General features: G+C 47.8%; 11 protein-coding genes. 2 read left to right on the forward strand and 9 right to left on the reverse strand.

The window, feature by feature from the left end:
* Positions 1-189 precede the first annotated feature (189 nt).
* The 7 genes from JG770_RS08355 to JG770_RS08385 form a co-directional block, all read right to left on the reverse strand.
* A complete protein-coding gene (locus JG770_RS08355) occupies positions 190-1035 on the reverse strand; it encodes a sugar phosphate isomerase/epimerase family protein (protein WP_291957675.1) in 846 nt (281 codons plus the stop codon).
* Positions 1036-1060: 25 nt separating this feature from the next.
* The gene (locus JG770_RS08360; RefSeq protein ID WP_291957678.1) at positions 1061-2848 is read right to left on the reverse strand and encodes an ABC transporter ATP-binding protein; all 1788 of its coding nucleotides are present in this window, start codon (positions 2846-2848) and stop codon (positions 1061-1063) included.
* On the reverse strand, positions 2841-4619 hold the full coding sequence (locus JG770_RS08365; RefSeq protein ID WP_291957682.1) for an ABC transporter ATP-binding protein: 1779 nt from the start codon (positions 4617-4619) through the stop codon (positions 2841-2843). Before JG770_RS08365 ends, JG770_RS08360 begins: the two co-directional genes overlap by 8 nt.
* Before the next feature lie 185 nt (positions 4620-4804).
* Positions 4805-8440, reverse strand: coding sequence for a S8 family serine peptidase (locus JG770_RS08370; RefSeq protein ID WP_291957684.1), 3636 nt, complete (start codon positions 8438-8440; stop codon positions 4805-4807).
* A gap of 246 nt (positions 8441-8686) precedes the next feature.
* A complete protein-coding gene (locus JG770_RS08375; RefSeq protein WP_291957687.1) occupies positions 8687-9061 on the reverse strand; it encodes a type II toxin-antitoxin system death-on-curing family toxin in 375 nt (124 codons plus the stop codon).
* Positions 9058-9300 (reverse strand): type II toxin-antitoxin system Phd/YefM family antitoxin, encoded by a 243-nt coding sequence (locus tag JG770_RS08380; RefSeq protein WP_291957690.1) that lies wholly within the window; start codon positions 9298-9300, stop codon positions 9058-9060. The genes JG770_RS08375 and JG770_RS08380 overlap by 4 nt, the downstream gene beginning before the upstream one ends.
* A 136-nt stretch (positions 9301-9436) precedes the next feature.
* Positions 9437-9670, reverse strand: coding sequence for a hypothetical protein (locus JG770_RS08385; RefSeq protein ID WP_291957693.1), 234 nt, complete (start codon positions 9668-9670; stop codon positions 9437-9439).
* 400 nt (positions 9671-10070) lie between these two features.
* Here JG770_RS08385 and JG770_RS08390 point away from each other — a divergent pair, with 400 nt between their 5' ends.
* Together JG770_RS08390 and JG770_RS08395 are read left to right on the forward strand one after the other, a co-directional pair.
* Positions 10071-11105: a hypothetical protein gene (locus JG770_RS08390; protein WP_291957696.1), complete on the forward strand. Its 1035-nt coding sequence runs from the start codon at positions 10071-10073 to the stop codon at positions 11103-11105.
* On the forward strand, positions 11102-11713 hold the full coding sequence (locus tag JG770_RS08395) for an Ig-like domain-containing protein (protein WP_291957699.1): 612 nt from the start codon (positions 11102-11104) through the stop codon (positions 11711-11713). The genes JG770_RS08390 and JG770_RS08395 overlap by 4 nt, the downstream gene beginning before the upstream one ends.
* 36 nt (positions 11714-11749) lie before the next feature.
* Here the strand turns inward: JG770_RS08395 and JG770_RS08400 are convergent, their stop codons facing one another.
* Entirely contained in the window at positions 11750-12796 is a 1047-nt protein-coding gene (locus JG770_RS08400) for a cell wall-binding repeat-containing protein (RefSeq protein ID WP_291957702.1), read from the reverse strand.
* A gap of 331 nt (positions 12797-13127) precedes the next feature.
* A complete protein-coding gene (locus JG770_RS08405; protein ID WP_291957705.1) occupies positions 13128-14141 on the reverse strand; it encodes a hypothetical protein in 1014 nt (337 codons plus the stop codon).
* Positions 14142-14312 lie beyond the last annotated feature (171 nt).

A 14312-nucleotide genomic window follows, 5' to 3' on the forward strand; every position in this document is an offset into this window, starting at 1 on the left:
TGATATAAGGCTGGATATATATGCTGAGCGGGCTTTTGAAGCGTAGGACCACAGCAATCTTTGATTGCGTAGTGGTCCAGCTTCACAGCCGTAGCGAGGTATATATATCCAGCCTATAGTGGGCGTAGGCTTTATATCATTGCAGGCGCTGAATTTGCCATAACCCAAAAAACAAGAGCGGATTATCGGTTACACCGACTGCCACATCTGCTTTACGTATAACAAAGACCGGGCGCTGTCCTCCATAAAATCATCGAAACGGCATTCCATCGATATGCCGCCGTCATATCCGCTCTCCTTCAACGCCTTGAAGAACGGCATAAAATCCTCATCGTCCTCTGCGCTGTAGCCCGGATAACGCCGCTGCTCATTGGCTATGTGCACGTGCACCAGATATTTCGCCGCTTTGGGTATAATATCAAACGGTTCATGCTCTACCAGCATATGGTATAAATCAACCAGCAGCTTCACATGCGGCTGATCGGCCCTCATCGCCAAATCCAACCCCTCGGCCACGCTGTTTATTATATTGGTCTCGCCCTTATTCAGCGGCTCTATGGCTATGGTTACGCCGTAACGCGCGGCATAGCGCTCGCACAGTCTCAAGAAATCCAGGAGCTGTTCAATAGCCCTTTCAACCGGAAATCCCTCGGGCACCTTGCGCGCCGCCCCGCTGCCAAAGACTATATACGATGCCCCTATATCGCTGACACGCATTATGGCTTTGCTCAAATATTGCTCTATCTGCTCGACCGATACATCAGGGCCGGTCAACGGTATAGAGCCGGGTATAAAGCTGTTAAAAGCATATACCTTTGTGTCGGCCGCCGCGATCACATCTTTTACCCTTTCAAAGTCATCATCCGACAGATTTGCCACAGTGCCTACACCCAATTCGGCAAAATCATAGCCGTTCCGGTGCAGAGTCTCCAGCCCCAATTCCAATTGCCTGGCAATATCGCTGCTCTCATCGTTGCCCTGTTTCAATTGCGCCGCAAAAGAAGCCAGTGGCAGACAACATCCAAATCTCACCATTTCAACATTCCTCCGTTTCAATATATCATCCGGCTAAAAGCCAGCTAAACTGCGATGTATACAGCTCGCGGTATATGCCGCCTGCGGCCATGAGCTCATCATGCGTGCCCGACTCCTTTATTTGCCCGTCGTCTATCACCATAATGCGGTCGGCGTTGCGTATGGTGGACAGCCTGTGGGCTATGACAAATGAGGTGCGCCCCTGCAGCAAACGCTCCAGCCCCATCTGTACCAGCCGTTCGGTATGAGTATCTATGCTGGATGTCGCCTCGTCCAATATGAGTATGCGCGGGTCAGCCAACAGCGTACGCGCAAAGGATATGAGCTGGCGCTGCCCTACCGACAACCTGGAGCCGCGCTCATGGACCTCGGTAAAATAGCCGTCCTTAAATTCCCTTATGAAGTCGTCAGCATACACAGCCCTGGCCGCCGCGATCACTTCCTCATCGGTAGCATCCAGTTTACCGTAGCGTATATTGTCCATAATGGTGCCCGAGAAAAGGAACGTGTCCTGCAGCACTATGCCCATTTGGCTACGCAGCGACTCCAGCGTCACATCGCGCACATCGTAACCGTCTATAAGCACGCGTCCCGCTGTCACGTCGTAGAAGCGCGCTATAAGGTTTATTATAGTCGATTTGCCGGCACCTGTTGGCCCTACAAGCGCTATATTCTCCCCCGGCTGAGCCGTGAAACTCACATCTCTAAGCACGGGCTTATCCGGCTCATAATGGAAACAGACGTGGTCGAATTCCACGCGCCCTTCTATAGGCGGCAGCGTTATGGCATCCGGCTTATCGGTGACATCGGGCTTTGTATCCAGTATATCGAATATACGCTCAGCCGACGCCATAGCTACCAATAACTGATTATAGAAATTGCTCAGGTTGGTCAGTGGCATCCAAAACCTGCCTATATAGCTGGTAAAGGCCACCAGCGTTCCCACCGTAACCTGACCGCTTGCCACCATGCCCACGCCAATAATGAATACCAGCGCATTGCCCACAGCACCTATGATATTTAGCAGCGGTCCGAAGGCGTTGTTGACGCGTATGGCGTTCATATGAGCCGTCCTTATACTATCGTTCAGCCCCAAAAAAATCCCTTCATTGACGTCCTCCTGCACAAAAGCCTGCGTCACCCGCATACCCGATATGTTCTCCTGAAGATAAGCGTTCATATTGGAATTCTTCTGGCGCACTATCTGCCATCTATGCCTTATAACATTGCGCAGGCCGAATACCAGTGCCATAAGCGCCGGCAACAGTATGAACGATATTAGCGTAAGGCGCGTATTCATGCTGAACATAATGCCTATTATGGCGGCTAGCATGACGAAGTCGTTCAAGACATTGATGAGGCCGTTGGTCAAAAGGTCATTGAGCGAATTCACATCGTTTATCAGGCGCATCATGATCTTACCCGCCGGCCGGCTGTCGAAAAATGTAAACGATAGGCTTTCTATATGCCTGAATAAATCCATGCGCATATTATACAGTATGCTCTGGCCCATAGCGGTCATCATCACTATACGCTTGCGGTTTATAAAGTAAGTGGCTATGGTAATGCCTGCAAATATCAGCGCAAGGTACATCATGCCGGGCACATCGCCTGCCGCTATGTAATTATCTATGGCCAGCTTTATTATATAAGGACCGGCCAGACCTGCTATGGTAGCCGCCACCATAAGAACAAAAGCCGTAGCAATATTCTTCTTAAAAGGGCCGAGATACCCGAGCAGGCGCATAAATTGATCCTTATTGAACGGCCTGCGCAGCGGTTCATCATCGGAAAAGCGGTTCATCCTAGCCATGGCGCACCATCCTCTCTATCTCCTGGCGGCTCTTTACCGTATCGTCGACCACCAGATCCTTATACTGATCCCGGAATATATCGTAGTAAACGCCCCTCATCCTTAAAAGCTGATCGTGCGTACCGCGCTCGGCTATGCACCCCTTCTCCAGTATTATGATCTCGTCGGCATCCTTTACGGCCGATATGCGGTGGGCTATGATAAACGTCGTACGCCCCGCCATAAGACGCTTGAGAGCCTGCTGTATCTCGTGCTCGGTCTCCATATCCACGCTGGAAGTGGCATCGTCCAATATCAGTATGGGGGCATTTACCAAAAGCGCGCGCGCTATGGCTATGCGCTGCTTCTGTCCACCGGATAAGCCCACACCGCGCTCACCTACCACCGTATCGTAGCCCTCCGGCATTTCCATTATAAAGTCATGCGCGCATGCCGCCTTAGCCGCCGCTATAATCTCATCCATAGACGCGTCATCTTTACCGTAGGCTATATTATTAGCTATAGTATCGGAGAACAAAAAGGTCTCCTGCATGACCACCGATACGCTGCGCCTGAGCGTTTTTAAATCCCAATCCCTTACATCAACGTTATCGACCATCACACGGCCTTTCTGAGGGTCATAAAAACGGCATATCAGGTTAACGATAGATGTTTTACCGGCACCTGTGGCACCCATGATAGCGACTTTCTTACCGGCCGGCGCATCTATATTTATATCCTGAAGCACTATATTATCCTCATATTTGAACGTCACATCCTCAAAGCACACATCGCCGCGCACCTTCTCCGGCTTATAGGCATCCGGTCTGACCGGCATGGAGGTATTGGTATCTAGCAGCTCGAATATACGCTGGCCGGAGGATATTGCTTGACCGGTCATATTCAGCAGCATGCCCAGCTGTCGCATAGGCCATATCAACGACCAAAGATAACCGTTAAACGCCACCAGTGTGCCCACCGTCATCTCACCGTCTATGACCAGCCAGCCGCCGTAGCACACCAGCACCACCACGCTCATGCCGCTCAATAATTCCAGCAGCGGCCCGAAACGGCCGTTGAGCAAGCCCGCCGCCATATTTTTCTTATAGACCTCGTTGTTTTCCGCCCGAAAACGTTCTATCTCATATTTTTCGCGGGCAAAGGCTTTGACCACGCGTATGCCGGTTATATTCTCCTGCAAAAAGCTGTTGAACGTCGCCATCTGGCTGCGTATATCGCGGTAGGCCTGCCTTATGCGCCTGTCGAAATTTATAGCCGTCACTGCCAAAAGCGGCGAAAAGGACAGGCACACCAGCGTCAAGCCGGTATTCATATTGAATAATATAATGGTCACGCCTACGAATATCACCGTGCTGGATATAAGCGTCGGAAATCCGCCTACCATAAAAGCGCGTATGCCCTCCAGATCCCCTGTCAGGCGCGACATGAGCTCGCCTGTCCTCGCCCTGTCATAAAAGGAAAACGATGATTGCTGAAGATGCCTGTACATGGCATGGCGAATGGAATATATGACCTTCTGAGAGAGGTTCTCAAACGAATAGCTGTGCGTATACTGCAGCACAGCACCCGCTAAGCTGACTACAACCAAGCCCACTGCCAGCGGCCATAGCAGCTCCATCTGTCCGCCCCTTACCACGCGGTCTATCAACAATCCCGTCAGATAAGGATTGATCATACCCGCGCCCGCAGCGGCCAGCAACGCCGCGGTAGTCAGCACAAACTGCAGCTTGTACGGGCGTATGTAACCCCACAGCCGCTTGAAAATATCCATATTAAAGCCCACCTTTTAGAACGCCTGCACGTTCTTTATATATTCACTGCTATTTTACCCTACAAAAGAGGATAATAAAAGCCCAATAAAACTGCAAAATGCCAGATATATGAGTAAACGGCCGCTTATGACAACATAAGAGCCGTTTTGCTCACTCAATCACATTATTTCGTACTTTTGCTGGGTTACTTATACGGCAGCGTTATAGATTCAAGCGCGGCATCGGATACGACGCCTGTGCCGCCTGCCACATATATATACGCAAGGCGCGACTGAGCGGCGTAAGCCACCACTTCATCTTCCATGCTTTTAGGCGGCACCAGTATGATAGGCATGCCGCGCTGAGCGGCCAATGCAGCGCCCGACAGCGCATCCGGGAAATTTCCACCGGTAGCCAGCATTATCTCGCTAAAGCCGGTCATGCCGAAATAATTGGCTATCGCTATAGCCGTTTCATATCTATCAGACCCGGCCAGCCTTTTGGTCTGTATGCCCATGGCCTTTATCTCATCCTCGACCGCCACCGGCACAACGCCTTTGCCGCCGGCTATCAGCGCCTCTTTTATACCCCATGTCCTGAGAGCAGCTTTGGTATCAGCATTTAAGCCATCATCGCCCGTAAACAGTATAGGTATATCGTTGGCTGCGCAAAACGGCGCCGCCGCCAGTGCATCGGCAAAGTCCTCACCTGTGGCTATAAGGGCCGTGTCGCTGCTATGCGGTATACTCCGCCCTATCTCCACCGCCGTCTTATACCTGTCAGCACCATATATGCGTTCAACCGAGATGCCTATATCTGCTACGGCATTTTCGACATCTTTCGATACAGCACTCGTACCGCCAAGTATATACACCTTCTCTACGCCCAAGCGCTTTATTTCGCTAGCCGCGTCGTCCGACAGCTTATACGGGTCTGTCAGCAGCACCGGCGCATCGTAGATATAAGCCAAAGGCGTGCCGGCCAACGCATCGGCAAACGACTCACCGCTGGCCAGCACCGCGACAACAGTTGCCCCATTAGCCCAGCCCTCGCGGCTGACAGCGGCGGCTGTGCCGTAACGGTCATCGCCGCTCAATCTCTTGGACGGTATGGGCTTATCCAATAAATAATCCATAAGATCGGTGGCGCCCAGCCCCAGCCGCCATACCGAAATGCCTTTCAGTCCAAATTCCTCCGCCAGCTTGACCTTAGACGCAATGCTTTGCTTATCCTCGTAAAAGAATTCGTCCTCTTTATATGAGCCGTCGGCCTTCTGGCGTTTGAGATATGTATAGCCCACATCATATACAGGATTGTGCCTTTGGCCAAGCGGCGTAACATCCAGTACCGTTTCGCCTTCATTGCCGCCCGAAACAGCCCTTTGCATAGCGCTGTATGTCGGCGTAACATAGGTATACGACGCGCCTTGCTGCCACTGCACAGGCGCCAGCGATACCTGCAGCAGTATCTTTTGCGGCGGTATCACGACCGCCACCTTCTCTACCGCATCTCTGACGCGGTCATATGGAGCGGATACCGGCTCGGTTTGCCTTGTCCGCTGATAATCGTGCGCCATAAGTATTACCTGGTCGGCCAGCCGGCCTATATGCGCATAATCGTATCCATCCCCGGGCTGTACACATACGCCGAGGCTCTTACCCGCCGGCATGGCTTTTTTCAATTTATCCAAAAAAGCGTTAAATCCGGCCTTATCCCCTGCCGTCAGCCCCTCAAAATCCACTATGATGCCGTCGTACTCGGTTACCCTGCCAATCTCATCCAATACGTAGCTATATGTGCCGTCATGATAATCGTAATACTTTATGCCAAAATCCTCTGTCATCTGAGCTATTACCTTATCCGGTGAAGCCAGCAGCGCATCGGTTATAGCGCTGTCATCCAAAAATACCGACAGCATGAGCTTAGCCCCCGATGCTTTCATATTACTCACCAGCGACTGTATATCGCCCTCGGGCACACCATAATCGTACTGTTCCCCATTCTCCTTCTTCAGCTGGGAGAAATATACGCCGCTGTCATTTTGCCTTATCTCGCTCCAACCCAGCGCCACCTGATCGCTCTCGGCCGCATAATCCTTCTCGCTGTAGCTGGATATGGCATAATAACTGTTCAAATAAATGTCATTCGATGCCGGCTGTACGGTCGTGGTATTGGGCTGCGCGACCTGTACCGGACCGGCTGCGCTTATACTGTACGGATCGGTCGACCAATGAAAATTGGCATCGATCAGCGCTATATAATACGTGCCGGGTTGGGCATTGAATTTGAAAGCCTCGTTTTTGCCCATGGGAGCATTATTAACGGTGCCGATATAATTGCCGTAGCTATCGATTATTATCGCAGCCATGTCGAGGCCCTGCGGGGTATCCACATTTACCGTCACCGCACCCTGTGATACAACCTCCACTTTATAGCAGTCCAAGTCCATCGGTATTTCCACGCGCTGGCTTACTGCTTTCCCATTATAGAGCATCTGCGCCTGCCTCGTATCGTCCGGCACATCGGCCGACAGATCTGGCATGGGCTGCTTAAGCGCGGCGTAAGCGTCCAGTATGCCATAACCGTAATATTCGTCCCATTCGCGGCCATCCATAGCATCTGGCCGCTCGGCCGATGCCTCTATGAGGTATTCGATCTCGGCAGGTGTAAGGCTCGGATCTTTGGCCAGCAGCAAAGCGGCCGCAGCCGATACGAAAGGAGCAGCCACAGATGTGCCGTCAGCAGATGCATAGGTTCTCTCTTTACCATCGCTGTATGTCGTATATATGCCCACGCCTGGCGCCGCTATATCGAGCAACGACCCATAATTGGAGAAGTACGCTATATTGCTATATTTGTCGCTGGCACCTACCGCTATGACAGGCGCATAAGAGGCAGGGAAGTCGACAACCGCGTTTTCGTTTCCGGCTGCAGCCACGAGCACTATGCCTTTTTGTCCGGCTTTAGCCAAAGCATCGGCTATCGATGTATCACCGGCCGGCGCCCCTCCGAAACTCATATTTATAATATTAGCACCTTTATCAATAGCATAGTATATACCACTTATTATATCCGTCGAATAAAAATAACCTTCCGAATCGGCTATTTTGACAGGCAATATCCTGCATCTTCTGTCGGCTCCAGCTACGCCTATCCCATTGCCGACCACAGCCGCTATGACGCCGGCCACCATGGTGCCGTGGCCGTTATCGTCCGACGGAGAGATGTCGTTATTGACAAAATCATAACCCTCCAGCACGCGGCCTTCAAGGTCGGGGTGATGCGCATCCACGCCTGTGTCCAGCACAGCCACAGTTACCTTCGGGCTGCCCGGATTTATGCCCCATGCCTCAATCGCGTTTATCTCCTCCAGACCCCACTGCTCTGAAGAATATTCATCGTTTGTGCCGAAGTCAACCTCATAAACATAATCCGGTTGGGCATATTCCACACCTGGCAATGCCGTCAGCTGCCGCGCTATGGCTATGACATCCGCCCCTTCGGCGGCATTAACGACATATATGCCCCTTTTGCTGAGCGCCAGCTCATTCTGATCCACAGACAGGCCATAATCCTTCCAGTCGGGCATATAGCCTTCCTTTAGCTTAACGATGATACGGCTGCCCTGCACCTTGGCACCCTCCGGCACCGACAGCGCCGACACCCTGTCATCGGCCAGTCTGCCGTATATATCGCGGGCGTCTATGTATGTGCTGCTATACACCTCCATATCCTGCTTAGGAGCAGGTACGGCCGGCTGCGGAGCCGCCAATGTCGGCTGTATGCATGCTAACACCGCGAATATAAGCGCCAGCGCCAGTATGCTCTTAAACTGCTTCATATTTCTCCCTTCGCCTCTCTTACTAGGCTTATAACTAGGTTTATTATACCATATTCTATGGAAAATAAAAACCATAAGTTTTCATATCCGCGATTTGGGCTATGGCAAATCCGATTGAAAACCGCTGGAATCTAAACTAATTTTTACATTCAACTGCTCGATTCCTCTTGCCATCTTCTCCCCGCCTTTTGGGTATAAAAAAGCACCCTTTACGAGTGCTCCTAGCTGCGGGCTATCTAATTGCTCTTAACTGTGCTCTATTATCCAGCTCAGCAAATCTTCATTATTCACTGTTCCATCTGCTAAACCCAACCCAAGTTCAATTAGCTCATCATCCGTACAGTTAACCTCAATACCGTTAATCTCAAGAAAAACAAGCATGGCCAATATTCCAATGCGCTTATTCCCGTCTACAAAAGGATGATTGTTGATTAGAAAGAAGGCTAGCTTTGCCGCTTTAGCTGGAACGGTCTTATATAAATCTTCACCATCAAATGTTTGAAAGGGGGCATTTAAGGCTGAATCTAACAGGCCGTCATCCCTAATGCCCTCACTTCCTCCAGTCTCTTGAATAAGAAGATTGTGCATCTTTATTACTTGGGTCTTAGTAAGTCTTTTCACTTTGATAAGACCTCAAAGGCTCTTTTATGCTTAGACAACAGTCTTTTAGCAACCTTCTCTACTTCCTCATCACTCATTGTCTCGACCTTCCCTAATTGACTGTATTCTATTAGCACATAACGGGGCACATTATTTTTCAAAATTACTGCAGCCCCGTTTTCATCCACCATTCTTGCTACTTTGGAGAAATTCTGGTTGGCCTCTGAAATAGAGACTAAATTGTTTATATTGACCTTCATAAAAAACACTCCCTTCTATTTATATTATATCCCTATTTAGGATAAATTCAACCTAATTTAATGTAGTATAATTGGAGTTTTTAACCATTTTACACCTATACTGTAATTACAACTAATTTTAGTTGCCTTAAATTCTTCATAGCAATATCTCCACATATTTCCTTAGCACATTTAAAATATCAAGTTTTTCTGCATATCTTAACAATAGAGGGATGTTTTTATCCCTAGTATCTAAATATCTTCTGATGGCTTCATTTAAAACAGCAATATCCATATTGCTTCTGTCCCGGATGATATCACAGATAGTTCGTTCTTTATCGTATGCTTTAATGGGCCTTCCATAGATAGTTTTTAATTCCATAACACCCATCTGATGAAGGGCCTTCTTTACTGCATAAACTTCACCTCCCTCAGCTCTTAAATGGGTAGCATTATATCCATAGGGAACGGTTACCGATGAGCGTAAAAGTAAATAGGAGCTTAAAAGATTCCCAAAAAATATCTGTATGATTCTATAAAATACTATCTATATTACCCAGTAATTTAGTATCATATGATATATGCCGGTTTGGCTTTTTATTCTGGCTGTTCTTGGTATTTTCATTGCTCCTGCCTATAATAAATAGCATTCTTGCTGCAGATTAGCGACCAGAAGAACCGTCCCCATGGTTTTGGTTTCACATGGTTTCATGGTTTTGTGGTTTTGTTAAAGGAATGAACGTTATCTTCCGAATAAAATAAAAAATAGATCGAAGAAAGGAGCCAGCTATATGCACCTGAAACAATGTTTTGTACAAAAATTCGTCACAATCATACTTGCGGCATCCTTGCTGATGACAGCGCCTCTGACCATAGCCGCTGCTGAATCTCCTGATGAAGGGCCTGTTGCCTCGGTCGCCGCTGTGAGCGCAAACATTTCTACCACTCCCACCTCTTTTTCTGAAAAAGATATAAGAAACGGCAATACTTCTATAATCATTACCTTAAACGAGGCGCAGTGGAAGGAAAATGCCTTTACTTCGTCAAGAGATTTGACCACTCTTATGAATGGGTTTGTGGCGGCATCGCAGACTGACCAATGGAAGCTGGTGCAGTCAGCAAAGAATATAGGTACAACCCTTGTGAATTCCAGCACTTTAATGCTTACCTTCCCGTCTATACCGAATTATGATATAACGCGTGATCAGACGGTATCGGTTACCATACCCAAATCCTTGATTGAAGGAGGGACATCTGACATATCTGCCGGATCATTTACTATAAAATGCGAAACGGCAAAAAGCCTTATACCATTGGAAGGCGCCATACAAAATGGTACTTTAACACATTGGTTTAACTATACATCGCCTCGCAACATATTGATAAACGTACCTGAGCACCATGTAAATGTCATATCAATATCACAGAAGCAACTTAGCAGCACATATATCATCACCATAGTGGACGTAACGACGACAGACAAAGTATCGTCAGTTTCAGTAACAGGGAATGGCATAACACGCTCAACCAGTGAATACATAAGTTCGGGCAATACAAGGATATTTTCAATAGGGTTTACCGAGATACAGCCTGGCGCAGATATAACCATCAGTGCAAAGGGTGGAAACGACCCTGTACAGAAAGACATAGCAATAAAGGTTAAAAGCGGTAAAACAACTTATAATCAACTGCCTAAATCGCCTCTGCACGGCTGGTATACAATTTACAATCTTATAACCGATGGCAAGCTTTTGGACTCGGTGCTGAGCTACTACAGCCTGTCCGAGCTTAAGATCGGATTACGCGATGAGGTGACCGTCCCATGAATAAATTTAAGAAGATTGCCCTTATAACATTATCTATAATGATATGCCTTACAACAGTAGCATATGCCAAGCCTGCCAGCCCTAAAACATGGCCCGCCAAAACATCGAGCGACGCAGCAAAGGAATGGTCGGTTAAGTTCAATACGGCTTTGGATCCTGCCACCGTTAACGCCAATACCGTATATGTAAAAGATGAGAACGGGGCGCTCCACAGCGTAAGGCTGTCGCTTGTCGAGAATCAAACCGTTATAAAAATAAAGCCTACTAAGCCATACTCGCCAAACCGCATCTACAACATATACATAACCGATGATGTGGCCGCAAGTACCGGCAAATATTTAAATCAGCCGGTAATAATACCTTTTACCACCACCGGTAAAGCCATAGTATCGATAAATAATGTATATTCAGACTTTGTTACCGCAGTAACCGTCACAACATCCCCTGACATATATAAGGTTACAGCCAACGCAAAAGAGATGCATTATGAGGGCAATAATACCTATACGCTGGGAATGGCCAGCCTGAACATCGGCGACACCGTAACTATAAGAGCATATGACGTAAACGGCAAGCTCATAGAAACTTTAAAACACACCATACGATAAGCACAAAAAAGAGCCTTATAAGGCTCTTTTTCTATACTAATAAACGTCTATGACGTCTAGTACATCGGCTGCGGCAGCTGCCTCCACAGCATCTGACACCGCCTTATCCGGCACGACCTTTGGCCCGCCCAATGCTATCACAGCATCAGCTTTTATGCCGGCATTGGCCTTTATAAAGTCTATTACGGCGCTGTCTATAGGATTATTGTCTTTGCCGGTCAGCAGTAAAGCATAACCGTTTTTAGCGGCATAGGGGCCGCCTGCCAAAGCATCAGCAAATCCGTAACCGGTGGCTAACACAGCGCCCTTATAACCATCGGCAGGCTTGAATTGTTCGGCTATTTCCACAGCAGTTTCAAACCTGTCGTCGCCAGCCACGCGGGTAACATTGGCTACCATATTATCGATCTGCTTTTCTATACCTGTGGATACAACACCTGTACCGCCTACTATAACAGCATCCTTTACGCCAAGGCCTGTCAGGGCATCCTCTGTAGCATCTGCAAGCGATGTATCCTTGGCTTTACCGGCAAATAATATGGGCATGGCAGGTTTTACTGCCGCTGCTGCCAAAGCGTCGGCATAATCGTCGCTGCGCGCTATCACGACCTTCTCGGTCGAAACGCCCAATTCTTTCAGCTTCTCAGCTACGGCTACAGCCGTTTCAAACCTGTCATCCCCGGCTATGCGCACGAAGGTCTTGCCTGTTGCCTTAGCTACAGAATCAGATACAACACCTGTACCGCCCACTATGTATACTTTCTTGACACCGAGCCTGTTTATCTCGGCCTTGGTAACACTGGGCAATTCATCTTTTTGCGTAAGAAGTATGGGCGCATCCAACTTTTGAGCCAACGGCCCTGCCGCCAAAGCGTCGGCGAAGGTATAGCCATTCACCAGCACGGCATAATCCGAGCCGTCCGGCCATCCATCCTTGCTTATGTCAACAGAGGTATACTCCCTGGTGCTGCCGGACAGGCGGTTATCGCTGGCCAGAGAACGTGTACCGTAAGGCATCATTAGCACAAAAGCCGAAAGCACTATCAAAACTGCAGCCCTAATAATAAACTTGCTACTATCCATAAGAATCCTGCTTATTCCTCCCTCTCTCAGCAATCCCATGCCGTACGCACTGAAAACGGCCGGGCGATACGCTTGGGCATCCCTGCCATGGGGCCAGATCCCTCGCGGGATGGGGGCTCCGGTTAAGGCAGCCTCCTATGGAAGTATATCACAATACCAAGCTTGTTGGCAAGAATACTTTGGCCCAAATTATGGCGGCAGCCTGCCCTCACATAAAACAACATCCGGTCAGTTTATGCAAAAAAGAAAAGCCCCGCAGAGATTTCTCTCCGCAGAGCTTTCGACTTACTTCAGCTTTATAACGCCAAACTTACATTACATTATTTAATAATTAGTTAAGTGTCCAAGTAGTACCACCGAATGTAGCAACATCAGTAGATGTTGAAACTACATTTCCAGCAGCATCTTTAACAGTACCAGCAACAGTGATAGTATCAGTTGCATCAGCACCTGAAATAACGAATGTTACTGTTTTGTTTGTTGCATTATATGTTGCAGAAACAATTGTAAGTGTACCGTTTGTAGCAACCGCATCAGTAGCCGTGAATAAAGAAGCTACATCTGCTCCATCAGCAATAGGTGTAGTTCCATTATATAGAGCTTCACTGAATGTTAATACTAATCCAGTAGCACTACCACTAGTAACTGTAGCTGTGGGTGACACCTTTTCAATCACGCCAGATACTGTTTTAACATCTAATGCATTTACTCCGTTTCCATTTGCATCAACTAGATATTCTGGTTTAACAAGTTTTACAGTCACGTCTGCATTGTTAACACCATTTTTAATGATTGTAAGCTCTACTTTACCAGTAACGATAGCAGCTGTGTAATCTACTACTGGAGTTAATGTTGTAGTACCTACTTTCACTTCAAACGCAGAAGCAAGAAGGTCATCAGTAATACCTGTTGCTTTAGCAACTGCTTCATCAAATGGTACTACAATTACATCTGTAGTTGCTGTTTTTAGAACTGGTGTTTGTTGAGTAGCTTTAATCTTATCTTGAACATCGATAGAAGCAGTATTTGCAATTGTTACAGGAGTACCATTTTGGTCTTTAACAGCTGTTCCATCGATAAACAAGTCTACAGCATAATCAGCACCAGAATCTGTATATTTCGCATCAGCTGTTAATGGTACAGAAGTAGTTAAAGTAATTGTTTTACCATCAGCTGATAATTGAGCAGCTACAATACCTAAGTTGTAAAGGTTAGTTCCGTCAGTTCCGTCACGTTCTACTTTGAACGCATTAACATCAGCCGCAGTGAAGTAGTAATCATTTAATGCAGTAACTACGATTGTATTTTTGCCTGTAGCTTCAACTTTTAAATCAGCTGCAGTCATCGCAGTATATCCTATTGCTACAGTAAATGGGGTTGCAATGGAAGCATTACTAATGTAGTTACCTGTAGTATCCCCTATATGTTAGGATAGTTGTCGTAAAGAAAATAGTGTATAATAAAAATACGACAGATCCTGAGGAGGTTTTACAATGTCGGACCGTAGAAAGGCAAA

Source organism: Mahella sp., assembly GCF_020054945.1.
GTDB lineage: Bacteria > Bacillota > Clostridia > Mahellales > Mahellaceae > Mahella.

Coding starts and splice junctions, on each gene's coding strand:
- JG770_RS08355 (WP_291957675.1), bottom strand. CDS start 1,035: ATGGTGAGATTTGGATGTTGTCTGCCACTGGCTTCTTTTGCGGCGCAA.
- JG770_RS08360 (WP_291957678.1), bottom strand. CDS start 2,848: ATGGCTAGGATGAACCGCTTTTCCGATGATGAACCGCTGCGCAGGCCG.
- JG770_RS08365 (WP_291957682.1), bottom strand. CDS start 4,619: ATGGATATTTTCAAGCGGCTGTGGGGTTACATACGCCCGTACAAGCTG.
- JG770_RS08370 (WP_291957684.1), bottom strand. CDS start 8,440: ATGAAGCAGTTTAAGAGCATACTGGCGCTGGCGCTTATATTCGCGGTG.
- JG770_RS08380 (WP_291957690.1), bottom strand. CDS start 9,300: ATGAAGGTCAATATAAACAATTTAGTCTCTATTTCAGAGGCCAACCAG.
- JG770_RS08385 (WP_291957693.1), bottom strand. CDS start 9,670: ATGGGTGTTATGGAATTAAAAACTATCTATGGAAGGCCCATTAAAGCA.
- JG770_RS08390 (WP_291957696.1), top strand. CDS start 10,071: ATGCACCTGAAACAATGTTTTGTACAAAAATTCGTCACAATCATACTT.
- JG770_RS08395 (WP_291957699.1), top strand. CDS start 11,102: ATGAATAAATTTAAGAAGATTGCCCTTATAACATTATCTATAATGATA.
- JG770_RS08400 (WP_291957702.1), bottom strand. CDS start 12,796: ATGGATAGTAGCAAGTTTATTATTAGGGCTGCAGTTTTGATAGTGCTT.
- JG770_RS08405 (WP_291957705.1), bottom strand. CDS start 14,141: ATGACTGCAGCTGATTTAAAAGTTGAAGCTACAGGCAAAAATACAATC.